We start from the raw sequence: 21,829 nt of genomic DNA on the forward strand, positions 1-21,829 counted from the left end.
CCGCCTTTCCCTAACTCGGACTGTTCGGCCGCTCCCCCTGAGCTTGCCGAAGGGTCAGGCCGCCGCGTCGAGCCCGTAAGCCGTGTGCAGCACGCGCACTGCCAGTTCGGTCTCGTCGGTGTCGATCAGGACCGAAACCTTGATCTCGCTGGTGGAGATGGCGATGATGTTGATGCCGCGATCGGCCAGCGTCTTGAACATGGTGGAGGCGACACCGGCATGGCTGCGCATGCCGACGCCAACGACCGAGACCTTGGCGACATTGCTGTCGGCGATCATGCGGTAGAAGCCGATCGTTTCCTTGCGCTCTTCCAGCAGCGCCTGCGCGCGGACGAGGTCGGCCTGCGGCACGGTGAAGGTGACGTCGGTCTCGCCCTTGTCCTTGGCGACGTTCTGGATGATCATGTCGACGTTGATGTTCTGCTCGGCCAGCGGCGCGAAGATCGCGGCCACGGCGCCCGGACGGTCCGGCACGCGGGTAAGGGTAACCTTGGCTTCGTTCTTGTCAGCGGCGATGCCGGTGATCAGCTGGCGTTCCATATCGCTTCCTTCAAGTTCTTCGTCGCTGACGATCATCGTTCCGGGGAGGGTGTCTGCCGCAGGGGCGTTCTCGTCGATGAACGAGGACAGCACCTGCACGCGCACGTTCTCCTTCATCGCGAGGGAGACCGAGCGGGTCTGCAGCACCTTCGAGCCGACCGAGGCCAGTTCGAGCATTTCTTCATAGGTCACCAGCGGCAGCTTGCGCGCCTTGGCGACGATGCGCGGGTCGGTGGTGTAGACGCCGTCGACATCGGTGTAGATGTCGCAGCGGTCAGCCTTGACCGCCGCCGCCACGGCCACCGCCGAAGTGTCCGAACCGCCGCGCCCCAGCGTGGTGATGCGATTGTCCGGCGAAACACCCTGGAAACCGGGGATCACGGCGATTTCACCCGCCGCCATCGAGGCCAGCAGGGCTTCCGAATCGAAGTCCTCGATACGGGCCTTGGCGTGGGCGTCGTCGGTCTTGATCGGCAGCTGCCAACCCAGCCACGAGCGCGCCTTGCAGCCCATGGCCTGCAGCGTCAGCGCCAGCAGGCCCGAAGTGACCTGCTCGCCCGAAGCGACAACGACGTCGTATTCGGCGGGATCGTAAAGCGCATTGGCCTCACGGCAGAAGTTGACGAGACGATCCGTCTCGCCCGCCATCGCCGAAACGACGACCGCGACTTCGTGGCCGGCTTCCTGCTGACGTTTGACGATACCCGCCACGCGCCGGATTCGCTCGGTCCCGGCCATCGAAGTGCCGCCGAATTTCATCACGATACGTGCCAAGGTGCCGTTGCTCCCCGTGAGATTGTGCGCATGAACGATGCGCGTGTGGATAAGAGTTCGGCGGGCTGTTAGGGGGGAGTCATGGATAATGCAACTGCTTCGAACACGCCTTCTGGCGCAACAATCGATCCGAAGGAAGCCGCCCACTTCGGCGCGCTGGCGGCCGAGTGGTGGGATCCGAAGGGCACTTCGGCGATGCTCCACCAACTCAACCCGGTGCGCCTCAGCTTCATCCGTGCCGAGATCGACCGGCATTTCGGTAGCGATTCCCGTGCCTTGAAACCGCTGGCCTGCAAGCGCGCGCTCGATGCCGGCTGCGGTGCCGGACTGCTCTGCGAACCCCTCGCCCGCCTTGGCGCGGCGGTGACGGGCGTGGACGCGGCGGCCGAGAACGTTGCGGCGGCCCGTGCCCATGCCGAGGCGATGGGGCTCCCCATCGATTACAGGCACGGCGAACTGGGCGCGCTGGGGCTCTCGGGCTACGACCTCGTCTGCTCGCTGGAAGTGATCGAGCACGTGACCGACAAGGCGCTGTTCATCGGCCAGCTTGCCGCCGCGCTGGCGGACGACGGGCTGATGATCCTCTCCTGCCCCAACCGCACTCCCGCCTCGCGCGTGCTGCTGGTCGAGGCGGCCGAGCGGCTGGGCAAAGTGCCGCGCGGCACGCACGACTGGCATCAGTTCGCGACGCCCGAGGAACTGCGTGAACTGGCCGAAGGCGCGGGCCTGACGCTGGGCGAGCCCAGGGGCATCGCCTGGTCGCCGACGAAGGGGCTGCACCTGTCGGACGATCTCTCGCTGAACTTCATCGTGACGGCTACGAAGAAGAAGTAAGGATAACGCAGGGGGGAAATACCGTCTCCGTGGTGCCCTTGTGCGATCCGTTCCGCGCCCATAGCTGCGCTGGGAGACATAATGGCTGCACCGCAAGGAGCGCACTACCGACAGGCTGGGCGCAACGAAGACATTTCGAGGGTCTGGGGGATCATCCCCCAGGACTTTCGCTTTCCTTCAAATCGCGAATCGCCGCACGAACCTGCACCTCACGCTCATCCCAGGATCCGCCGATGCGCGAGAACGGCACCCCTGCCCGCACCAGCATCTCCTCCGCCAGCGCGGCAAACCGGGCGCGGGCTTCGTCGGTCCCGAAAAACCGCGTCCCATCGTCGCGCCACGGCACGTCCGGCGAAAACAACAGGTAGTGGTCTGCCTTGGGATAGCCCATCAGCGCTTCGGGCACCTCGCCGAACAGCATCTGCGCCCAGGCCGCCGTCATCAGCTGATCGGTATCGAGCAACAGCACCGCCGGGGCCGCTGCCATCGCCTTGCGGTTTGCCTCCGCCTGCCCTTCGGCAATCGCGAGGAGGTCCGCCATCGCCAGGTCGGTGCCGTGTTCCTCGCAATAAATGCGGCCATATTCCGGCACCCACGGCAGCCCCAGCCGCGCCGCCAGTACCGACTTGCCCGTGCTTTCCGCGCCGTGGAGGCAGACCGTGATCACGCGGGCTTGAGTTCCCGATCCTGGCCCCGCTCGGCCGCCGCCCATTCGATCAGGCCCAGCACCGACATCACCAGAAACACCACATAGAGCGCCGCCGTCGGCCACAGGTCCTTGTAGGCATAGACCCCGATGGAGGCGACATCGATGGCAATCCACAGCACCCAGTTCTCGATCCGGCGGAACGCCAGCAGGACTTGCGCGGCGATCGAGGCCCCGGCGATCGCCGCATCGGCATAGGGCAACGAGGCATCGGTGAACTTGTGCATCACCCAGCCGAGGTTCAGCGCCAGCGCCGCCGTCGCCACCAGCCAGAGCGCACGGCTGAAACCGCCCAGCCGCCGCACCGGCACCCGGCTCTCACCCCCGCCCGCGCGCACCCAGAGCAGCCAGCCCCAGCCCTGCGCCGCGAAGAAGAAGATCTGCAGGCCCGCCTCGCCATAAAGCTTGGCCTGCCAGAACACCACGAAGTACAGCGCCACCATCGCCATGCCGAACGGGTAGTTCCACACGCTGCGCCGCACCAGAAGTGCGATATTGGCGAGCCCCAGTGCCGCCGCGATCCATTCTACCGGATCCATTGTCGTCCCTGTTATTCCTTAGGATTTAGCCAAGCGCGGCTTCCCATTCCGGCTCCTTGAAGCCCACCAGCAAGCCGCCCGGATGTTCGACGACCGGACGCTTTATCGTGCTGGGCTGCGCGACCATGATCGCCACCGCCTTGGCGGCATCGAGGTCCTGCTTGTCCGCATCCGGCAGCTTCCTGAACGTGGTGCCCGCACGGTTCAGCAGCTTTTCCCAGCCCGCCACGGCAATCCACTTTTCAAGCCGCGCGGCATCGGCGCCTTCCTTCTTGTAGTCATGGAAGGTGTAGTCGCTGCCGCGCGCTTCCAGCCACTTACGCGCCTTCTTCACGGTGTCGCAGTTGGGAATGCCGTAGAATTCAAGGCTCACGATTCGGTTTCCCTTTCGAAATGGCGCACCCTCGGTTCGTTGCAGGCGAAGGCGGTGTAGCTCTGGTAATAGTGGTCGCGGCCCTTGGCCTGCACTTCGGCATGGGCGGCGACGCGCCGCCATGCCAGCGCGGCGGCCTCATCCTCCCATTCGGACAGCGCGATCACTTCGCCGTCCTCGCTGGTGTAGCTCTTGAACGAGAGGAAGCCGGGCTGGGCGCGGGCGAGCGCGTCCATCGCCTCGGCATCGGCGGAATAGGCGGCGGCGTCGATGTCGGCGCGCTTGCGATTGCGGAAGACTACCAGGAACATGGTCGCGCTCATGGCCCTTCGCAGGCCATTCCGCAAGCATGTGACACACCGCCAACGCTGGACAATCCGAAGATTGCGCGCCAAGGCGCGAGGCATGAGCGTGAACACTTTCGGCCGTCTTCTGCGATTCACCACCTGGGGCGAGAGCCATGGCCCTGCCATCGGCGCCGTCGTCGACGGGTGCCCGCCGGGCCTTGCCATCGACGAGGGGCGCATCCAGCCCTTCCTCGACGCGCGCCGCCCCGGCCAGTCGAAGTTCACCACGCAGCGGCAGGAACCGGATCAGGTCCGCATCCTGTCCGGCGTGTTCGAGGGCAAAACGACCGGCACGCCGATCAGCCTGATGATCGAGAACGTCGACCAGCGCTCGAAGGACTATTCGGACGTCGCCAAGGCCTATCGCCCCGGCCATGCCGACTATGCCTATGACGCCAAGTACGGCTTCCGCGACTATCGCGGCGGCGGCCGCAGCTCGGCGCGAGAGACCGCCAGCCGCGTGGCGGCGGGCGGCGTGGCGCGGCTGGTGATCCCGGAAGTGACGATCCTCGCCTATGTCTCGGAAATCGGCGGCGACGCCATCGACAGGACAAACTTCGACGCGGCCGAGATCGGGAGCAATCCGTTCTTCTGCCCCGACGCGCAGGCCGCGAAGCGCTGGGAAAAGATCGTCGACGATGCGCGCCTTGCCGGTTCCTCGGTCGGCGCGGTGGTCGAATGCGTCGCCACCGGCGTTCCCGCCGGCTGGGGCGCCCCGCTCTATGGCAAGCTCGATGCCGATCTGGCCGCCGCGATGATGGGCATCAACGCGGTCAAGGGCGTGGAAATCGGCGACGGTTTTGCCGCCGCGCGCCTGACCGGCGAGCAGAACGCCGACCCGATGCATCCGGGCACGGACGGCCCCGAGTTCAGCGCCAACCACGCGGGCGGCATTGCCGGCGGCATCTCGACCGGCCAGCCGGTCGTCGTGCGCGTGGCGTTCAAGCCGACCAGCTCGATCCTCACCCCGCAGCCGACCATCAACCGGGACGGCGAGGCGACCGAACTGTTCACCAAGGGCCGCCACGACCCTTGCGTGGGCATTCGCGGCGTGCCCGTGGTCGAGGCGATGATGGCGCTGGTGCTGGCCGATCACAAGCTGCTGCACCGCGGCCAGTGCGGCTGAACTGGCACGGCTGAACTGGCGCGGCTGAACTGGCGCGGCTGAACTGGCCGCCTGCCGGTTGACACAGTTGACACGGTCCAGGGAAAAAACGCCCCCCCGGGGCCCGAAACCGTCACCTTGCGTCCCGAAACCGTCACCTTGCGCCCTGACGGCGTCACCTTGCACACGAAAGGTGTCACCTTGCGCGGCCACCTGTCACCTTGCGGCGAGCCAGGCTGAGCGTGCGGGCGCTTGGGCGCGAGGGTCCGGGCGGGTGACATTCCAGCGACACTACAGCTGCCGGGGCCAGTAGGAAAATCGCCCCTCCCTCTCCCCCGCCGGTCCCGCGCTCAATCCATTTTCGCGTCCGCCAGCGGCGCGGTGCGCGCCTCCAGCCGGCCCTCGCCGCGATAGACCAGCACGCAGCTCTGGCTGCCCGCGCAGAACTGCTGCACCGGCGCCAGCGCCCCCGCGCCATAACGGTAGGTGCGCCCGCCCTCGGTGATCTCGAAACCGGAAATGTCGCGGATGCGGTGCTCGTGCGCGAACATCACCGCATGGCCTTGCGAGACCGGCGCCCAGAGCGACCACTGGTCGTAGAGACGGTGATGGTAGCGGAAGGTCATGTCGCCCGCCGCGCGGTTGTCCAGCGAAGTGGGCCAGCTGTTGCAGGCGGCCAGCGAGGTGCAGGCGGCGAGCAGCAGCGCAAGCCGGCCCGAACGGCCAAGTCGGAGCATGTTCATGCCTCCCCTCTGCCCCAGTTGCCGCACCGCCGCACGAATTTTCGCAACTGCGCTGGTTTTATCGACGAAATCGCTCAGTCCATCGCTCACTGATCGGCCAATCCGATCAACTCAATCGGATCAAGGCCCTACACATCGTCACACGAGCGGCCTATCTCCGCTCTTGTCAGTTTCAACACCCAATCGAGGGAGCTTATATCCATGGGTATCATCGGCAGCACCATCAAGCCGTTCAAGAACACCGCGTTCCAGGTCGGCAAGGACTTCTTCGACGTCACCGAGAAGGACATCGCCGGCAAGTGGGCCGTGTTCTTCTTCTACCCCGCCGACTTCACCTTCGTCTGCCCGACCGAGCTGGAAGACCTCGGTGAGCAGTACACCGCCCTCCAGGGCATGGGCGTGGAAGTGTTCGGCGTCTCGACCGACACCCACTTCAGCCACAAGGCCTGGCACGACACCTCGGACAAGATCGGCAAGATCCAGTACGCGTTCCTGGGCGACCAGAACCACGCGCTGACCGAAGCCTTCGGCGTTCTGCGCGAAGATTCGGGCCTGGCCGACCGCGCCACCTTCGTGGTCGATCCCGATGGCGTCATCCAGATCATGGAAATCACCTGCGAAGGCGTTGGCCGCAACGCTTCGGAACTGGTCCGCAAGATCAAGGCTGCCCAGTACGTCCGCGCCAACCCCGGCCAGGTCTGCCCGGCCAAGTGGGAAGAAGGTTCGGAAACCCTCGCTCCCTCGCTTGACCTCGTCGGCAAGCTCTAAGACGTACGCGACCAGGCCGTAAGGCCATCCGGGTCGCGCGGTGACAGTGTGCGGCCCGGGGCATCCCTCCCCCGGAGCCGCACCCCCGTGCGCTTCGCGGCCGACGGAACTCCGGGCCGCCGCTTTCTCTCCCCACGCATTTCATAAGGACCTGTGACTCATGCTCGACCCCGCCCTGAAGCAACAGCTCTCGCAATATCTCGCCATGCTGCGCGAGCCGATCGAGCTCGTCGCCTCGCTGGGCGATGACACCAAGTCTGCCGAGACCCGCGAGCTGCTGACCGTGATCGCCTCGCTCTCGGACAAGGTCACCGCCACTTTTGACGGCGACGACGCGCGCAAGCCCAGCTTCCTCGTCCGCCGCGCCGCCGATGCCGATGCCGCCGTGCGTTTTGCCGGCCTGCCGCTCGGCCACGAATTCACCTCGCTGGTCCTCGCCCTGCTGTGGACCGGCGGCCATCCGCCCAAGGTCTCCGACGAGACGCTGGCGCAGATCCGCGCGCTCGAAGGCAGCTATCAGTTCGAGATGTACTTCTCGCTCTCCTGCCACAACTGCCCGGACGTGGTGCAGGCGCTGACGCTGATCGCGCTCAACAACCCCAATGTCACCGCCACCCTGATCGAGGGCGGCGCGTTCCAGGACGAAGTCGAGGGACGCGGCGTCATGGCCGTGCCGGCCGTGTTCCTGAACGGCGCGATGTGGGGTTCGGGCAAGATGAGCGTCGAGGAGATCCTCGCCAAGCTCGACACCGGCGCCGAGGCCAGGGCGGCGGCCAGGCTGGCCGAAAAGAAGCCGTTCGAAGTGCTGGTGGTCGGCGGCGGCCCCGCCGGGGCCTCGGCTGCGATCTACACCGCGCGCAAGGGTTTCTCGACCGGCATCGCCGCCGAACGCTTCGGCGGCCAGGTGCAGGACACCATGGGCATCGAGAACTTCATCTCGGTCCCCTATACCGAAGGCCCCAAGCTGGCCGCCGCGCTGGAAACCCACGTCGGGGAATACGAGATCGACGTGATGAACCTGCAGCGCGCCGAAAAGCTGGTGCCCGCCCGCGAGCTTGGCGGCTATCACGAGGTGGTCTTCGCCAACGGCGCCTCGCTCAAGGCGCGCTCGCTGGTGCTGACCACCGGTGCCCGCTGGCGCAACCTCGGCGTCCCCGGTGAGGACACCTACAAGAACAAGGGCGTGGCCTATTGCCCGCACTGCGACGGCCCGCTGTTCAAGGGCAAGCGCGTGGCGGTGATCGGCGGCGGCAACTCGGGCGTCGAGGCGGCGATCGACCTTGCCGGGATCGTCGGCCATGTCACCCTGATCGAGTTCGACGACAAGCTGCGCGCTGACCAGGTGCTGGTGAGCAAGCTCGAATCGATGGCCAATGTGCAGATCCTCACCAGCGCCCAGACCCTTGAAGTCACCGGCGACGGCGAGAAGGTGAACGGCCTCGTCTACAAGGACCGGACCAGCGGCGAAGAGCACAAGGTCGAACTGGAAGGCGTGTTTGTCCAGATCGGCCTGGTGCCCAATACCGAGTGGCTGAAGGACAGCGGCATCGCCCTCTCGCCCCGCGGCGAGATCGTGGTGGACGACAAGGCGGCGACCAGCCTGCCGGGCATTTTCGCGGCCGGTGACGCCACCACGGTGCCCTACAAGCAGATCATCATCGCCATGGGCCAGGGCGCGACCGCCGCGCTTTCCGCCTTCGACTACCTGATCCGCAACGAGGCCCCGGTCGCCGCGCTCGAAGTGGCCTGACGACAGACAGCATCCCCCCGAGCAAGCGGGCGGGCACCGGGAGGTGTCCGCCCGTTTTTGTGTGGCTATGGGCGCGGATATGGCCGCGGATATGGGCGCGGGTATGGGCGCGGGTATGGGCGCGGGTATGGGCGGGGGTATGGGCGGGGGTATGGGCAGGGCGCGCAATTTCCTGACCGGGCGCTCTAATTTTTCGTTCGCCTCATTCGAGAAAACCACACGCAAACGTTATTATTGTTGCCGCGTAGCAACATATTTGCATGAATGTTGCAGATATTTTGCAATGTTGCAGAATTTCGTTGCGCAGCACCATACTGCCGGAGACCTTCCCAAGAGCCCGATATCGGGTGCTTTTTCTTGGGGGTCGTGAGATGAAGACGGGGAACTTCCATTTGCACTGCAGCATTGCCGCGCTCACGCTCGGCGCGCTGGTGGTGCCCGCCACCGTACAGGCACAGGACGCCGATGCCGCCGCGACGACACCGGGCGAAGCCATCGTTGTCACCGGATCGCGCATCCGCCAGAACCCGCTGGACAACCCAAGCCCGGTCGTCGTGCTCGACAGCGCCTCGATCGCCAAGACCGGCCTCTCCTCGGTCGCCGACGTGCTGCAACGCCTGCCCAGCGCAGCGGGCGGCCTCAACACCAAGGTCAACAACTCGGGCAACATCGGCAACCCGCAGGACGGCGGCGGCGTCGGCGCCGGCACCAGCGAGATCGACTTGCGCTACCTGCTCGCCAAGCGCACGCTCGTGCTGGTCGACGGCATGCGCTACGTCAACGCCACGGCGGCCAGCGGCATTCCCTCCACGGTCGACCTCAACACCATTCCCGCCAACCAGATCGAGCGCATCGAGGTCCTGCAATCGGGCCAGTCGCCGCTCTACGGTTCGGATGCGATCGCCGGCGTCGTCAACATCATCACCAAGTCCGAGCAGGACGGCCTGCGCGCCTCGGGCCAGTTCGGCACCTACCGCCAGGGCGACGGGCACACCCAGGACTACAACGTCAGCTACGGCATCAAGGGGCCGACCACCTCGGTGGTGCTGGGCGCCAGCTACGTCAAGCAGGGCAAGGTCAGCACCGCCGACCGCGACCTCTCGCAGTTCCCCAACCCCGGCCAGACCAGCTGCCTCGATCCGCGCGGCGGCTGTTCCTCGGCGGCGGTGAACGGGCGCATCGTGTTCAATCCGGGCAACCCCTCGCTGCCCGCCGGCGGCAGCGTGACCGTGCGCGACGCCCCGCTCATGGGCCAGGGCACTTATGACCCGACGCTGACGGGCGGCGATTTCCGCGCCTTCACCGCGGCCGACCGTTTCAACTTCTCGCCCTACAACTACTTCCTGACGCCGTCCGAACGCTACGGCTTCTGGGGCAGCGCCAAGCAGGAACTGAGCTCGAACGTCACGTTCCGCGCCAAGCTGGTCTACAACCGCCGCAATTCGCAGAACCAGGCGGCGTTCCTGCCGCTGTTCATCGGTCCCGACGCGGGCAACGGCAACCTGCTCGACACCGTCTCGATCGACGCCACCAACCCCTACAACCCCTTCGGCATCACGCTCAACTCGGGCACCAACGGCCAGCCGGCGACCTACAGCTTCATCGGCCGGCGCCTCGTCGAGGCCGGGCAGCGCACGTATACGCAGCACGTCGACACGATGACCGCCAACGCCTCGCTCGACGGCAGCTTCCATGTCGGCAGCCGCAAGTTCTACTGGGACGTCAACGCCGCCTTCGGCTGGAACGATGCCAAGCAGACCTTCACCGGCAACGTCAACGCCGCCCGGGTGGCGCAGGCGCTCGGCCCGCTGGCCGACTGCACCGGCGACTGCGTGCCGCTCAACATCTTCGGCGGCGCCGGTTCGATCACCCAGGCCATGCTCGACTACATCTCGTTCACCGAGCATGACCGTTCGAGCCAGAGCATGCAGGACTACACCGCCAACCTCAGCGGCGACCTGTTCGACCTGCCCGCCGGCCCAGTCGGCTTCGCGATGGGTTACGAGCACCGCTACCAGCACGGCTCGTTCACGCCCGACCCGGTCATCCAGGCGGGCCTGGGCGCCGACATTCCCGCGCAGGCGGCCTCGGGCTCCTACAACACCGACGAAGTCTACGCCGAAGTGCGCGTGCCGCTGTTGAAGGACACCCCGTTCTTCGAACTGCTCGAGGCCGACGGCGCGGTGCGCCACTCGGATTACTCGACCGGCAGCAAGAGCACGACCTTCACCGCCACCGGCCTGTGGAAGCCGGTGCCCGACCTGCTGCTGCGCGCCTCCTATGCCGAGGGCTTCCGCGCCCCGGCCATCGGCGAGCTGTTCGGCGCCCAGTCGCGCGCCGACGCGCCGATCGACGATCCGTGCACCAACGTCACCGGCTCGGGCTGGCAGAGCTCGGCCACCATCCGCACCAACTGCATCGCCAACGGCGTTCCCGCCGACGGCAGCTACCAGGAACCGCTCGGCGGCCAGATCGGCACGCTGACCGGCGGCAACCAGAACCTCAAGCCCGAAACCAGCACGACCTGGCTGTTCGGCGCGGTCTACAGCCCGGCCTGGGCGCGCGGCGGCTTCGCGCGCAGCCTCAGCCTCGAGGTGAACTACTACGACATCACCGTCGACGGCGCGATCTCGGCGATCAACCCGCAGGTCACGCTCGCCCGCTGCGCCGAACTGGGTGACACCGCCGCCTGCGACAACGTCGTGCGCACCGGCAGCGGCCGCATCGCCAGCGTGCTGGGCCTGCTGCAGAACATCGGCTCGATCCGCACCCGCGGCCTCGACGTCAGCTTCAACTACAGCTCGCCGGCGACCGACCTTGGCACCTTCGGCCTCTCGGTCAACGCCAACCACCTGATGAAGTACACCGAATCGTTCCCCACCGGGACCGGCTCGACCACCATCAGCTACAAGGACACGACCCGCGGCTTCCCCGACCAGTCCTACCCCGAGTGGAAGGCCACCAGCATCCTCTCGTGGTCGATCGGCGGCTTCGACAGCTCGTTCACCGGCCGCTACATCAAGGGCGTGACCGAAGGCGACGGCCACAAGCTGGGCGACCGCTTCTACGGCGACGTGCAGCTGAGCTACACGCCCAGCTTCATGGACAGCGCCTTCACCTTCACGCTCGGCGTCAACAACGTCTTCGATACCGACCCGCCGGCCTGCAACACCTGCACCGGCCCGAACTACGACCCGACGACTTACGACGTCCCCGGCCAGTTCGGTTACCTGCGCATCGGCGTGCGGATGTAGGCCAGACCGCCATGTCCGGCGCGGGAGGGCCTCCCGCGCCGGACACAGACTGATCCTCGGCCGATTATGGGCCGATCAGCGGCCGATCAGCGGCGCTTCTTCAGCACGACATAGAGCGCGCCCTGGCCGCCATGGCGGCGATGGGCCCCGCGCACCGCAACGATGTCGTAGGCATGTTCGCTGGCCGCCAGCCAGTCGATGATCTTGGCGCGGATCGCCCCGCGCGCACTGCCCCGGTCCATCGAATCGACCGGGCGCGACTTGCCCGTCACCACCAGCACCACCCGCGCGCCCATCGACTTGGCCTGGGTGAGCCCGTGCATCAGCCGGACATAGGCCTGATCGAGGCTGGAGCCGTGCAGGTCGAGGCTGAAATCGGGCAGCAGCGTGCCCTTGGAAATGCGCTTCTCCCACGAGCCGTCGAGCTGCAGCTGCGATTCCTGGGGCCTGGCCGCAACCGGCCCGATCGCCTTTGGAGGCGGCGGCGGCAGCGGCGGCGGCACCCGGCCCTTCACCTTCCTGGCGGGCGGGGGCGGCGCCGACACGGCCCCAGGGGCCAAAGCAGGGGCCAAAGCAGGGGCAGGGGCAGGCTCGGCCACCACCGCTTGCGCCCGCGGCCGGCGCTTGTCGAGCGGGGTCACCGTCCGGGCGACCTGCGCCCAGACCTGTGCCTCATCCGCCGTCAGTCGCCGACCGGGTCTCCTCATGGCTGCTGCAACCGGGCGAGCGTGCCCTTGGGCACCAGCACCACCGCCTCGCCGCGCCCGCTCATGCCGCCGGCGGTGAGCCGCGCCTGGTCACCCGCGCCCCAGAACGTGTCGAAACGGTTGGCGCCCTTGATCGCGCCGCCGGTGTCCTGCGCCACCCACAAGCCGTTCGCCTCGCGCCGGTCCAGTCCGAGCCAGACCGGTGCGCCCAGCGGCACGAACATCGGATCCGCCGCCACCGAGGCGCGCGCGCGCACCGGCACGCCCAGCGCGCCGAGCGGCCCGTCGCCGGTCAGTTCGCGGAAGAACACCCAGGACTGGTTCTGCCGCATCAGCGCATCGCCCTCGACCGGGTGCTCGTGGATGTACTGCATGATGCCCTGCATCGAGCCCGAGTATTGCCCCGGCCCGCTGCCGATCAGGCCCTGGTCCCGCATGACGCCGCCGATCCCGGTGTAGGGCCAGCCGTTCTGCCCGGCATAGCCGATGCGCATGACGGTGCCGTCGGGCGCGCGCAAGCGACCGGAGCCCTGCACCTGCAGGAAAAACACCTCGACCGGATCGCGGGCCCAGGCGATCTCCAGCCCGCGATTGGCGAGCGCCCCGTCCTCGATGGCGCCGCGGTCGAAATAGGGCACGAACGTGCCGCCCGCGTCATAGCGCCCGAGCGGCATCTGCCCTTTGGCATTGGGCGCGGCATCGCCGGGCCTGGCGCGGACAAGATCGGCGGGCATGGCGTAGATCGGCACGTCGTAGCCCGGCAGGTGCTGGCGCGAACCGGCGATCTCGGGCTCGTAGTAGCCGGTCGCGAAACCGCGTCCGTCGCCGATCCTGACCGTCTCGAAATAGCTCTGGAAAAACTGCGCGGCCGAGGCGCCGGGCCATGTCCGGGCCGCGGCGCAGGCCGGCTGCCAGTCGGCCGGGCGGGTCAGGCCGCTGCTGTCGGTGCGGCGCGACAGGCTGGCACAGCTCTCGCGGAACGAGGCGAGCGCCGCCGCGCCGTCGATCGCGCCGACGCCAAGCGCCGTGACCGCAGGCCCCGCGCGCACCCCCAGCGCCACGGCGTTGGCCGGCGGCGGGGGCCCGGGCGGCGGTACGGGCTGCATTGACCCGGGCGGCGTTGTCCCGGGCTGCGTGGGCGGGCTGACCGTGCCGGGCCCGGCGGCGCCCGGGATCATGCGCACGCAGCCCGAAAGCAGCGCCAGCGCCAGAATCGCCGCGATCCGCAGCGCCCCCCTTTTTCGCGGCGTCGCCAAAGCTGCCTGCAAGACCATTCTCCCCACTCGGCCTGTCGCCACAAAACAAGAAGCCGGACCTTTCGGCCCGGCCTCTCGATCCTTGTGGGATCACATGCCTGAAATCAACCGCCTATCGGGCGTATCCGGCTTACCCGGCGTCCGTCTCGTCGAGCAGCCAGTCGGGCCCTGCCGCATCGATGCGGCGGCTGAAGGTCCAGATGTCGACCGCCTCGATCGCATCGTCGAGCGATCCTGCGATCACGTGACCTTCGGCATCGCGGGTGACGGCGGCGATGTCCGCGCGGAAACGGATGGTGATGCGGGCCAGGCCATTGTCGACGCCGGCGCCGGTGATCGCGGCTTCCTCGATGCGGATCAGGCGGTTGTCGAGCGTTTCACCGGCGGCGATGCGGGCATCGATGGCGGCGGAGAAACTGTCGTAGACATCGCCGTCGCACAGCGCGCGAAGCTCGGCCTTGTCGCCCTTCCAGAACGATTCGAGGATGAGGCGATAGGCACTGCGCGCGCCTTCGAGGAACGCGAAGGCGTCGAAGCGGCGATCGGCGCCGGCGATTTCGGCAAGGCCGCGCTCCACCGAGGGCGCCGCGAGCGGCATGTCCCGCTGCCGCGGAGCCAGCGCCGGGCGATCGGCCTGCTTGCTGTCCTGCCTGCCGTCCTGCTTGCCATCGGCCTTGGGCGGAACCGGGACGCGCGGGCTTCCGGGCTGGCCCTGGCGGCCTTCGAAACGTCCCTGGATCGGCTCTTCCTCATGCTCGGCGCGGCGACCGAGTACCGAATAAAGCCGCAGTCCCAGGAAGGCTGCGATCATGGCCAGGATCACGATTTCCGGTGTCACGTTCCTTTGTCCATCCTTTGCTTGGACGCGTCTGTTGTCTCGGGTGGTGCAAGCCTCGACAGGGCGCGGTCAAGTGGACGAATCGTCCGCTTGCGCGAGAGGCCGGGCACACGCCCGGGGAGCGTCATCATAACCCCAGATAAGTACAGTTTACAAATGAACAACGCGTGAGCGGCGGATTCAGGGAATTTTTCGCCATCGGCTTCATCCATTCACAGCCGCTCCATCCGGTCCCAACGCATGGCAAGGCCATTCGTTGCCGCCGCCGTGCCCATGCCTCCCGCAACAAATTCGGGGCGATAGCTTCCACCGCCCGCGAAAACGCGCTACGCGCCCTGCCCTGAGTTTCACCAGACTTCCATCCGTATTCTTATAGACGGGACAGAATCGAAATGGCCGACGAAGGCAACGTCATCTCCGACATCAACCTCGGCAACGCCGACGACAACGCGCCGGCCGCCGGCATCATCTCGCAGTACGTCAAGGACCTCTCGGTCGAGAACCCGAACGCGCCGCAGAGCTTCTCCTGGCAGAACCAGCCGCAAGTCGACATCCAGTTCAACATCGGCGCCCGCCCGATCGACGGCGAAGTCCACGAAGTCGAACTGAAGATCACCGTCGCCGCCAAGGCCGACGAAGGCACCGCCTATGTGGTCGACCTCGCCTATTGCGGCCTCGTGGGCATGCGCAATCTGGACGAGCCCAGCATGCACGCCTTCCTCTATGCCGAAGCGCCGCGCATCCTGTTCCCCTTCGCCCGCCGCGTGGTGGCCGATGCCGTGCGCGATGCCGGCTACCCGCCGCTGATGCTCGAGCCGATCGATTTCAACGGCCTCTACTTCCAGCAGCTCGCCGCCCGCCAGCAGGCCGAGGCGGAAGGCATGGGCGAGCCGGTCGGCCACGCCTGAGGCTTACGCCAAAGCCAATGATTTCAGGCCCGCCCGCACCCCCGCCCGCAAGGGCCGTGGGCGCGGGCGGGCCTTTTGACATGTAGGGACCCCGAGGGGCATGAATCTTACCAAGGCGCTTGCCAGTGTCGGCGGCCTCACCCTTGCCAGCCGCATTCTCGGCCTCGTGCGCGACAGCCTGTTCGCGCGCTTTGTCGGCGCGGGCTTTGCCTCCGACGCCTTCCTGATCGCGTTCCGGCTGCCCAACCTGTTCCGCGCGCTCTTCGCGGAAGGCGCCTTCGCATCGGCCTTCATCCCGATGTTCAACCAGAAGGTGGCCGACAAGGACGGGCCCGGGCTTCCGGCCGGCATCACCTTTGCCGAGCAGGCGCTGTCGGTGCTGCTGCCGATCCTCCTCGCGATGACGGTGATCCTCGAGGTCTTCGCCTGGCCGGTGACGTTCCTGCTCTCGGGCAAGTTCAACGGCGTCAGCCACGACCAGTTCGCCTACGCGGTCATGCTCAGCCGCATCACCGTGCCCTATCTCGCCTTCATCAGCCTCGTCTCGCTGCTGGGCGGCATCCTCAATTCGCTGAACAAGTTCTGGGTCAATGCCGCCGCGCCGATCCTGCTGAACGTGACGCAGATCGTCGCCATCCTCGGCTTCCACTCGGCCGACGCGCTGGTGACGGCGCGCAACCAGGCGATCGCCGTCTCGGTCTCCGGCGCGCTCCAGCTGCTCTGGCTGATGTGGGCCTGCCGCGCCAACAAGGTGTCGATGCGCCTCAGGCTGCCGGTGTGGAACGCGGACGTGAAGCAGCTGATGAAGCTGATCCTGCCTGCCGCCGCCGGCGCCGGCGCGGTGCAGATCAACCTCGTGATCTCGACCGCGCTGGCCGCCTCGCTGCTGGCCCACGGCTCGGTGACCTACATCTACATGGCCGACCGGCTGAACCAGCTGCCGCTCGGCCTGATCGGCATCGGCCTCGGCACCGTGCTGCTGCCCACCATCTCGCGCCAGCTCGGCGGCGGCGAGGACGCGGCGGCGATGGACACCCAGAACCGCGGCATGGAACTCGCCCTGCTGCTCACCCTGCCCGCCTCGGTGGCGCTGATCGTCTGCGGCCAGCCGATCGCCGCGGCGCTGTTCGGCTACGGCAAGTTCGACGCGGGCGACGTCGCCCGCACCGCCGAGGCGCTCGCCGCCTTCTCGCTGGGCCTGCCCAGCTATATCCTCGTCAAGGTGCTGACGCCCGGCTTCTACGCCCGCCAGGACACCCGCACCCCGGTGCGCTACGCGATGATCTCGATGGCGGTGAACCTGGCGTTCAACCTCGCGCTGATCGTGCCGCTGCAGCACATGGGGCCGCCGCTCGCCACCGCGATTGCCTCCACCGTCAATGTCGCCATGCTCTACTGGACGCTGGTCAGGCGCGGCCATTTCCGGGTCGATGCCCGCCTGAAGCGCCGCGCCCCGCGCCTGGCCCTGGCGGCCGTTGCCATGGGGGTGGTGCTGTGGTTCGGGCAGGACCTGCTGACGCCCTATCTCCACGGCAGCTGGCTGGTGCGCGGGCTGGCGCTGGCGGCGCTGGTTTCGGCGGGCGGTCTGGTCTACGCGCTGGCGACGCTGGTGACCGGCGCCTTCACCCGCGCCGACCTTGCCCTGCTGCGCCGCCGCCGCACCGCGTCCTGAGGCTTCCATCCATGCCGGTTTGTGCTATGAGCCACGCCCATGCAGAGCCTTTCGCATCCGAAGTCTGCCCAGACCCGTCGCCGTTCGTGGCGATGGCGGAGCGTCTCGCGCGTCGCGCACTGACGCAGGGCGCGCGTCGCGCACTGCCCCCATCTGCATACGCGCCCTCACCGGCGCATCCACACCCTACGACCGACCACCCATAAACTCGCGAAGGACGCGTCCATGCGTATCGTCTCCGGCATTCAGCCCACCGGCAACCTGCACCTCGGCAACTACCTGGGCGCCATCCGCAACTGGGTCTCGATGCAGGACGACGCCACCGCCAACGGCGGCGAGTGCCTCTATTTCCTCGCCGATCTCCATGCGATCTCGATGCCGCACACCCCGGCGGACCTTTCGGCCAACACCCGCGAGATGGTCGCCGCCCTCGTCGCCTGCGGCGTCGATCCCGATCGTTCGGTGCTGTTCAACCAGGCCCAGGTGCCCCAGCACGCCGAGATGCAGTGGCTGCTCAACGGCACCGCCCGCATGGGCTGGCTGAACCGCATGACGCAGTGGAAGGACAAGGCGGGCAAGAACCGCGAGGGCCAGTCGGTCGCGCTGTTCACCTACCCGGTGCTCCAGGCCGCCGACGTGCTGATCTACCAGGCCACCCACGTGCCGGTGGGCGAGGACCAGAAGCAGCACCTCGAACTCGCGCGCGACATCGCCCAGAAGTTCAACAACGACTTCTGTGCCGAAGACGCGCCGCTGTTCACCCTGCCTGCGCCCTTCATCCCGCCCGAAGCCGCCCGCATCATGAGCCTGCGCGACGGGTCCTCGAAGATGAGCAAGTCCGATCCCTCGGACATGAGCCGCATCAACATGACCGACGATACCGACACCATCATGCAGAAGGTGAAGAAGGCCAAGACCGATCCCGAACCGCTGCCTGCGGACAAGGACGGCCTCGAAGGCCGCCCCGAGGCGAAGAACCTCGTCTCGATCTACGCGGTCATGGCCGGCACCCGCGTCGAGGACGTGCTGGCGCAGTTCGGCGGCCAGGGCTTCGGCAGCTTCAAGCCGGCGCTGGGCGAACTGCTGGTCGAGAAGCTCTCGCCGATCAACGCCCGCTTTGTCGAACTGCGGCAGGACCGCGCGGCGCTGGATGCGATCCTGAAGAAAGGCGCCGAAAAGGCCCGCGCGCTGGCGATCCCGACGCTCGAAAAGACCTACGAGGCGCTCGGCCTCGTGCGCGGCTGATCGCTGGGCGGGGCGGCGCGGGTTCGCGCCGTCCCGCTCTCAGACGTCCAGACCCATGAGCTTCGCCCGCCGCCGCTTCCACGGTGTCGCCAGTTGGGCGACTTCCCCCAAGGCCTCCAGCCCCTCGCGATCCTGCTTGTGATCGCCGGCGATCAGCAGGCTGAACACCCGCTTCACGCTCCATTCCGGCCAGGGCCGCGCGGCCAGTTCCATCGTGTCTCCGGCGGCCACCTCGCCTTGCTCGATCACCCGGTAGTACCAGCCCGCCCGGCGTGAGCGGACCATGCCCGCATTGACCGCCGCGCCGCCGAAGCGGTGGTCGAGCTTCCAGCACGGCTGACGCCCCTGGCTCACTTCCACCAGCGCCGTGCCCAGCCGCCAGCGGTCGCCGATGCAGATCGCCTCCTCGGTCAGCCCCTGCGTGGCGATATTCTCGCCGAAGGCACCGTAGTGGGCGAGCAGGGGATGGTCGCCCAGCTGTTCGCGCCAGAAGGCATAGTGGTCGTGCGGATAGTGGTGGATCGCCTTGTCCGGCCCGCCGTGGACCGAAAGATCGGCCTGGGCATCGCCTTCCAGCCCCAACAGGTGGACCCGCACCGCCCCCGCCACCGGCTGCTTGGCGATGGCGCTGGGTTCCTCAACGCCCCGAAAGGCGCGCACCTTTCCGCACTGGAGCGAGCGAATCGGCACGCAAGCCGCGATCGGGGGACTGGTGGGCATTGCCGGGCGCTCCTACATGGGGTCGGTCTGCTGGGGCCATGAGCAGCGGATGAACGGGGCCACGATCCATCACAGTTGTGCCACCATTCAACCGCTATTCAGGGCATTGATAATAAGGCAGAGTCGCAAGGAATCACAGGCCGCGCTTGGGAAGGGCGTTTCGGGCCTGTCGGGTTCATGGAGTGAGACCAATGACAGACAATTCCGGAACGGATTTCGGCCCCGGAACGCATTTCGGCAAGCTGAGGATCGCGGCAGTCGCCGTACTGCTCATGGCGCTTGCTGCATGCGCCACCCCGTTCAAGGCCGACGTATCGCGCTTCCAGTCGCAGTTGCCGGCCCCGCAGGGCCAGAGCTTTGCCGTCGTCGCCGACGATCCGAAGCTGGCCGGCGGCCTCGAATTCGCGACTTATGCCGCGCTGGTGCGCGACCGCGTGGCCAAGCTCGGCTACACCCCGGTCGACGATCCCGCCAAGGCCACGCTGATCGTGCGCTTCGACTACGGCGTCGACAATGGCCGCGAACGCGTGCGCTCCTCGCCCGGCATGGGCGGCTACTGGGGCCCGTGGTACGGCGGCGGCTTCTATGGTCGCGGTTTCTACGGCCGCGGCTTCTACGGCCCGCGCTGGGGCGGCCCCTGGTCCTATGGCTGGTATGATCCCTTCTTCGACGGCGGTGTCGACAGCTACACCGTGTTCACCAGCGGCATCTCGCTGAAGATCGACCGCGCGGTCGACAACCAGCGCCTGTTCGAAGGCAAGGCCGAAGCGGTCTCGACCTCGAACCGCCTGCAGTACCTCGTGCCGAACCTGGTCGAGGCGATGTTCACGAACTTCCCGGGCAACTCGGGCGAGACGCTGCGCATCTCGGTGGCGCCGGAAAAGAAGTGACCTGACGGATCTGCGCGCTCCGCTGCAAGGCGGGGGGCCAGCAGGAGACGGGCTCGCCGGGCAACCGGCGGGCCCGTTCCTGCTTTATGGGGTATCTCCCGCAGGCCGCGCCGGATATAGCCCCGAACCAATGAACACCTTCATGGCCATCATGTCGCAGCTCTTCTGGGGGGTGACCATCGGAGCGCTGACATCGGCCTTCTCGTTCCTTGCCAAAGGCCTGGCCGCGATTTTCGGGCTCGGGGCAGTGGGCTGGTACGGGTTCAGGCGACACCGCGAAAAGCGCGCGCGAATCGACCGCAAGGACTGAACCGGCGCGGGCGCGAGACCCTTAGAGTATCCGTGATGATCAAGCCTGAGATTGCGCCCAGCATCTATCGGCTTTGAGCAGAGCGTTTGCGGTCACGACGAGTTTTCGCATGACGGCGGTGATGGCGATTTTGGCGGGCTTTCCTGCGGTGACGAGTTGTTGGTATTTTGCCTTGAGATCAGGGTTGTATCGGGCGGCGACGAGGGCCGGCATATAGAGGGCCTGCCTCACGTTGGCACGTCCGCCGCGGATGAAGCTTTTGCCTTTCCATTGTCCGGATTGCCGCGCGATCGGTGCAAGGCCGGCAAGGGACGCGGCCTGCTTGTTCTCAAGGCTGCCGAGTTCGGGCATGGTGGCGATGAGCTGGTTGGCGGTCAGCGTTCCCACACCCGCGATGCTGGTCAGTATCTGGTGTCGACGAGCGAGTACGGCATCGGCGGCGATCAGGTTGGAGATCTCGGCGTCGAGGGCCGCGATATGTCGATCGATCTGTTCGAGCCGCTGGCGACACTGGCGCTTGAGAAACGCGATGGTGAGATTTTTCTCACGATTTTTGAGCGCGGTGCGATCACGAACCAAGCCGTCTCGGGCATTGATGAGTTCCGCCATTTGGGTCTGCTGTGCGCTTCGAGCGGGTCTGACCGCTGGCTGCAAGGTTGCGGCCATACGAGCCAGCAGGATGGCGTCAATGCGATCAGTCTTGGCCAATGTGCCAGTCGCCTGGGCGAAGCGCCGGGCCCGTTCAGGGTTGAGCTTCACACAAGGCCAGTTGGTCAGCGCCGCCTCCAGTGCGCGATGATAGGTTCCGGTTGCCTCGTAGGCGATCCGTTCGATCGGCCATTGTCGCAGCCAGGCGATCAGCGCCTTGTGCCCCTTGGCGGTATTGGCAAACTGGCGCTCGGCGCCGACGGGGTAGGCATGGCAATCGAGGCTCGCTTTGGAGATGTCGATGCCGATTGTCTGTGGTAGATTGTCGCTCATCTTTTCCGCTGTCCCATGCTTGTCATCCGGGTCCAAAACCCCGGTATCCGTTCGGGCCTGATGGAAAAGAAAGGGGCGATCCTACTCTAACCCGGTCCCTTAACGACCGGCGGTTTCGCGATCCGTCCCCTTCCGCCCGGACCGGGGTGGCCACCCCGGTCCGGGCAATCCAGCATGGCCCAAACGGACGGTAATGTCATAAGACAAGCCGTTTCCGATCCGATTGCATCGGATCAACTGCTCCAAGATTTTGATCTTACGCGTTTTCCGAGTCATCAGGTGATTCCACCTGATTAGAAAACGCTCCAAATTCTCGCAAGCGACTGATATTTCGCCGCATCACCTTGAAAACCAGCCCTGCCGATAAGAGATGGGCGGCATGCCTCTCGATCACGTCGCCGATGCCATCACTCTTGCGGCCGATGCGCTCGACGCCGCAGATACGGCAGACAGCGTTCACCGCAAATGGGGCTGCAAGGGCTGCCTCATCGCATTGCTGCTGCTTGCCGTGGTCATCCTGCTGATCCTGTGGGGGTCCGGCGCCTTTTCAGGCGCCTGACCCGCAACGG

At 66.7% G+C, this 21,829-nt stretch carries 23 protein-coding genes; 11 read left to right on the top strand and 12 right to left on the bottom strand.

The genetic code is table 11. From position 1 onward, the window contains the following. Window positions 1-54 precede the first annotated feature (54 nt). Window positions 55-1,299 (bottom strand): aspartate kinase, encoded by a 1,245-nt coding sequence (locus tag CA833_RS04540; RefSeq protein WP_185928744.1) that lies wholly within the window; start codon window positions 1,297-1,299, stop codon window positions 55-57. 96 nt (window positions 1,300-1,395) lie between these two features. Here CA833_RS04540 and ubiG point away from each other — a divergent pair, with 96 nt between their 5' ends. Continuing rightward, window positions 1,396-2,148 (top strand): bifunctional 2-polyprenyl-6-hydroxyphenol methylase/3-demethylubiquinol 3-O-methyltransferase UbiG, encoded by a 753-nt coding sequence (gene ubiG / locus CA833_RS04545; protein ID WP_207079362.1) that lies wholly within the window; start codon window positions 1,396-1,398, stop codon window positions 2,146-2,148. A gap of 151 nt (window positions 2,149-2,299) precedes the next feature. On the opposite strand, the gene CA833_RS04550 is transcribed toward ubiG, so the two are convergent. The 4 genes from CA833_RS04550 to CA833_RS04565 are packed head-to-tail and all read right to left on the bottom strand — an operon-like array spanning window position 2,300 to window position 4,077. After that, window positions 2,300-2,815, bottom strand: a complete 516-nt coding sequence (locus CA833_RS04550) for an AAA family ATPase (protein WP_207079363.1) — start codon at window positions 2,813-2,815, stop codon at window positions 2,300-2,302. Continuing rightward, the gene (gene pnuC, locus CA833_RS04555; RefSeq protein WP_207079364.1) at window positions 2,812-3,393 is read right to left on the bottom strand and encodes a nicotinamide riboside transporter PnuC; all 582 of its coding nucleotides are present in this window, start codon (window positions 3,391-3,393) and stop codon (window positions 2,812-2,814) included. The genes CA833_RS04550 and pnuC overlap by 4 nt, the downstream gene beginning before the upstream one ends. A gap of 25 nt (window positions 3,394-3,418) precedes the next feature. Then, window positions 3,419-3,766, bottom strand: a complete 348-nt coding sequence (locus tag CA833_RS04560; RefSeq protein ID WP_142632066.1) for an ArsC family reductase — start codon at window positions 3,764-3,766, stop codon at window positions 3,419-3,421. Next, the gene (locus CA833_RS04565; RefSeq protein ID WP_207079947.1) at window positions 3,763-4,077 is read right to left on the bottom strand and encodes an antibiotic biosynthesis monooxygenase; all 315 of its coding nucleotides are present in this window, start codon (window positions 4,075-4,077) and stop codon (window positions 3,763-3,765) included. The genes CA833_RS04560 and CA833_RS04565 overlap by 4 nt, the downstream gene beginning before the upstream one ends. A gap of 94 nt (window positions 4,078-4,171) precedes the next feature. Between CA833_RS04565 and aroC the strand changes: the two genes are divergently transcribed. Next, window positions 4,172-5,239, top strand: coding sequence for a chorismate synthase (gene aroC / locus CA833_RS04570; RefSeq protein ID WP_142632064.1), 1,068 nt, complete (start codon window positions 4,172-4,174; stop codon window positions 5,237-5,239). A gap of 329 nt (window positions 5,240-5,568) precedes the next feature. Here the strand turns inward: aroC and CA833_RS04575 are convergent, their stop codons facing one another. After that, entirely contained in the window at window positions 5,569-5,961 is a 393-nt protein-coding gene (locus tag CA833_RS04575; protein WP_207079365.1) for a hypothetical protein, read from the bottom strand. A 201-nt stretch (window positions 5,962-6,162) separates the two neighbouring features. Here CA833_RS04575 and ahpC point away from each other — a divergent pair, with 201 nt between their 5' ends. From ahpC to CA833_RS04590, 3 genes are all read left to right on the top strand, one after another. After that, the gene (gene ahpC, locus CA833_RS04580; protein WP_142632062.1) at window positions 6,163-6,729 is read left to right on the top strand and encodes an alkyl hydroperoxide reductase subunit C; all 567 of its coding nucleotides are present in this window, start codon (window positions 6,163-6,165) and stop codon (window positions 6,727-6,729) included. A 160-nt stretch (window positions 6,730-6,889) separates the two neighbouring features. Beyond that, window positions 6,890-8,479: an alkyl hydroperoxide reductase subunit F gene (gene ahpF, locus CA833_RS04585; RefSeq protein WP_207079366.1), complete on the top strand. Its 1,590-nt coding sequence runs from the start codon at window positions 6,890-6,892 to the stop codon at window positions 8,477-8,479. Window positions 8,480-8,850: 371 nt separating this feature from the next. Next, window positions 8,851-11,733 (top strand): TonB-dependent receptor domain-containing protein, encoded by a 2,883-nt coding sequence (locus tag CA833_RS04590; RefSeq protein ID WP_207079367.1) that lies wholly within the window; start codon window positions 8,851-8,853, stop codon window positions 11,731-11,733. A gap of 86 nt (window positions 11,734-11,819) precedes the next feature. Here the strand turns inward: CA833_RS04590 and CA833_RS04595 are convergent, their stop codons facing one another. The 4 genes from CA833_RS04595 to CA833_RS04610 all read right to left on the bottom strand — a co-directional run bounded on the left by CA833_RS04595 (window position 11,820) and on the right by CA833_RS04610 (window position 14,746). Further along, complete coding sequence (locus tag CA833_RS04595) at window positions 11,820-12,440, bottom strand: Smr/MutS family protein (protein ID WP_207079368.1); 621 nt, start codon at window positions 12,438-12,440, stop codon at window positions 11,820-11,822. Continuing rightward, the gene (locus tag CA833_RS04600; protein ID WP_207079369.1) at window positions 12,437-13,714 is read right to left on the bottom strand and encodes a murein transglycosylase A; all 1,278 of its coding nucleotides are present in this window, start codon (window positions 13,712-13,714) and stop codon (window positions 12,437-12,439) included. The genes CA833_RS04595 and CA833_RS04600 overlap by 4 nt, the downstream gene beginning before the upstream one ends. 112 nt (window positions 13,715-13,826) lie before the next feature. Continuing rightward, entirely contained in the window at window positions 13,827-14,534 is a 708-nt protein-coding gene (locus CA833_RS04605; protein WP_207079370.1) for a Tim44/TimA family putative adaptor protein, read from the bottom strand. Then, window positions 14,531-14,746: a hypothetical protein gene (locus CA833_RS04610; protein WP_207079371.1), complete on the bottom strand. Its 216-nt coding sequence runs from the start codon at window positions 14,744-14,746 to the stop codon at window positions 14,531-14,533. The genes CA833_RS04605 and CA833_RS04610 overlap by 4 nt, the downstream gene beginning before the upstream one ends. A gap of 180 nt (window positions 14,747-14,926) precedes the next feature. Between CA833_RS04610 and secB the strand changes: the two genes are divergently transcribed. The 3 genes from secB to trpS all read left to right on the top strand — a co-directional run bounded on the left by secB (window position 14,927) and on the right by trpS (window position 18,359). Next, complete coding sequence (secB, locus tag CA833_RS04615) at window positions 14,927-15,442, top strand: protein-export chaperone SecB (RefSeq protein ID WP_142632056.1); 516 nt, start codon at window positions 14,927-14,929, stop codon at window positions 15,440-15,442. Window positions 15,443-15,542: 100 nt separating this feature from the next. Continuing rightward, the gene (gene murJ / locus CA833_RS04620; RefSeq protein ID WP_142632055.1) at window positions 15,543-17,114 is read left to right on the top strand and encodes a murein biosynthesis integral membrane protein MurJ; all 1,572 of its coding nucleotides are present in this window, start codon (window positions 15,543-15,545) and stop codon (window positions 17,112-17,114) included. A gap of 225 nt (window positions 17,115-17,339) precedes the next feature. Next, window positions 17,340-18,359, top strand: coding sequence for a tryptophan--tRNA ligase (trpS, locus tag CA833_RS04625; RefSeq protein WP_207079372.1), 1,020 nt, complete (start codon window positions 17,340-17,342; stop codon window positions 18,357-18,359). A gap of 39 nt (window positions 18,360-18,398) precedes the next feature. On the opposite strand, the gene CA833_RS04630 is transcribed toward trpS, so the two are convergent. After that, complete coding sequence (locus CA833_RS04630) at window positions 18,399-19,079, bottom strand: MOSC domain-containing protein (protein WP_207079373.1); 681 nt, start codon at window positions 19,077-19,079, stop codon at window positions 18,399-18,401. A gap of 191 nt (window positions 19,080-19,270) precedes the next feature. On the opposite strand from CA833_RS04630, the gene CA833_RS04635 reads away from it, so the two are divergent. Both CA833_RS04635 and CA833_RS04640 read left to right on the top strand, forming a co-directional pair. After that, window positions 19,271-19,969, top strand: a complete 699-nt coding sequence (locus CA833_RS04635; protein ID WP_370584546.1) for a DUF4136 domain-containing protein — start codon at window positions 19,271-19,273, stop codon at window positions 19,967-19,969. 130 nt (window positions 19,970-20,099) lie between these two features. Further along, the gene (locus CA833_RS04640) at window positions 20,100-20,279 is read left to right on the top strand and encodes a hypothetical protein (protein ID WP_142632052.1); all 180 of its coding nucleotides are present in this window, start codon (window positions 20,100-20,102) and stop codon (window positions 20,277-20,279) included. Between the two features lie 39 nt (window positions 20,280-20,318). Here CA833_RS04640 and CA833_RS04645 read toward each other — a convergent pair whose 3' ends face one another. Further along, window positions 20,319-21,260 carry an IS110 family transposase gene (locus CA833_RS04645; RefSeq protein ID WP_207077948.1) on the bottom strand — a complete coding sequence of 314 codons (942 nt, stop codon included), beginning with the start codon at window positions 21,258-21,260 and terminating at the stop codon, window positions 20,319-20,321. A 379-nt stretch (window positions 21,261-21,639) separates the two neighbouring features. On the opposite strand from CA833_RS04645, the gene CA833_RS04650 reads away from it, so the two are divergent. Next, window positions 21,640-21,819, top strand: a complete 180-nt coding sequence (locus tag CA833_RS04650) for a hypothetical protein (protein WP_207079374.1) — start codon at window positions 21,640-21,642, stop codon at window positions 21,817-21,819. Window positions 21,820-21,829 lie beyond the last annotated feature (10 nt).

This window comes from Novosphingobium sp. KA1, from assembly GCF_017309955.1.
In the GTDB taxonomy this organism is placed as follows: domain Bacteria; phylum Pseudomonadota; class Alphaproteobacteria; order Sphingomonadales; family Sphingomonadaceae; genus Novosphingobium.

Excerpts from the sequence above, each read along its gene's own strand:
- CA833_RS04540 (WP_185928744.1), bottom strand. The coding sequence starts at position 1,299 with ATGAAATTCGGCGGCACTTCGATGGCCGGGACCGAGCGAATCCGGCGC.
- ubiG (WP_207079362.1), top strand. The coding sequence starts at position 1,396 with ATGGATAATGCAACTGCTTCGAACACGCCTTCTGGCGCAACAATCGAT.
- pnuC (WP_207079364.1), bottom strand. The coding sequence starts at position 3,393 with ATGGATCCGGTAGAATGGATCGCGGCGGCACTGGGGCTCGCCAATATC.
- CA833_RS04565 (WP_207079947.1), bottom strand. The coding sequence starts at position 4,077 with ATGTTCCTGGTAGTCTTCCGCAATCGCAAGCGCGCCGACATCGACGCC.
- aroC (WP_142632064.1), top strand. The coding sequence starts at position 4,172 with ATGAGCGTGAACACTTTCGGCCGTCTTCTGCGATTCACCACCTGGGGC.
- CA833_RS04575 (WP_207079365.1), bottom strand. The coding sequence starts at position 5,961 with ATGAACATGCTCCGACTTGGCCGTTCGGGCCGGCTTGCGCTGCTGCTC.
- ahpC (WP_142632062.1), top strand. The coding sequence starts at position 6,163 with ATGGGTATCATCGGCAGCACCATCAAGCCGTTCAAGAACACCGCGTTC.
- ahpF (WP_207079366.1), top strand. The coding sequence starts at position 6,890 with ATGCTCGACCCCGCCCTGAAGCAACAGCTCTCGCAATATCTCGCCATG.
- CA833_RS04590 (WP_207079367.1), top strand. The coding sequence starts at position 8,851 with ATGAAGACGGGGAACTTCCATTTGCACTGCAGCATTGCCGCGCTCACG.
- CA833_RS04595 (WP_207079368.1), bottom strand. The coding sequence starts at position 12,440 with ATGAGGAGACCCGGTCGGCGACTGACGGCGGATGAGGCACAGGTCTGG.
- CA833_RS04600 (WP_207079369.1), bottom strand. The coding sequence starts at position 13,714 with ATGGTCTTGCAGGCAGCTTTGGCGACGCCGCGAAAAAGGGGGGCGCTG.
- CA833_RS04610 (WP_207079371.1), bottom strand. The coding sequence starts at position 14,746 with ATGGATGAAGCCGATGGCGAAAAATTCCCTGAATCCGCCGCTCACGCG.
- secB (WP_142632056.1), top strand. The coding sequence starts at position 14,927 with ATGGCCGACGAAGGCAACGTCATCTCCGACATCAACCTCGGCAACGCC.
- murJ (WP_142632055.1), top strand. The coding sequence starts at position 15,543 with ATGAATCTTACCAAGGCGCTTGCCAGTGTCGGCGGCCTCACCCTTGCC.
- trpS (WP_207079372.1), top strand. The coding sequence starts at position 17,340 with ATGCGTATCGTCTCCGGCATTCAGCCCACCGGCAACCTGCACCTCGGC.
- CA833_RS04630 (WP_207079373.1), bottom strand. The coding sequence starts at position 19,079 with ATGCCCACCAGTCCCCCGATCGCGGCTTGCGTGCCGATTCGCTCGCTC.
- CA833_RS04635 (WP_370584546.1), top strand. The coding sequence starts at position 19,271 with ATGACAGACAATTCCGGAACGGATTTCGGCCCCGGAACGCATTTCGGC.
- CA833_RS04640 (WP_142632052.1), top strand. The coding sequence starts at position 20,100 with ATGAACACCTTCATGGCCATCATGTCGCAGCTCTTCTGGGGGGTGACC.
- CA833_RS04645 (WP_207077948.1), bottom strand. The coding sequence starts at position 21,260 with ATGAGCGACAATCTACCACAGACAATCGGCATCGACATCTCCAAAGCG.
- CA833_RS04650 (WP_207079374.1), top strand. The coding sequence starts at position 21,640 with ATGCCTCTCGATCACGTCGCCGATGCCATCACTCTTGCGGCCGATGCG.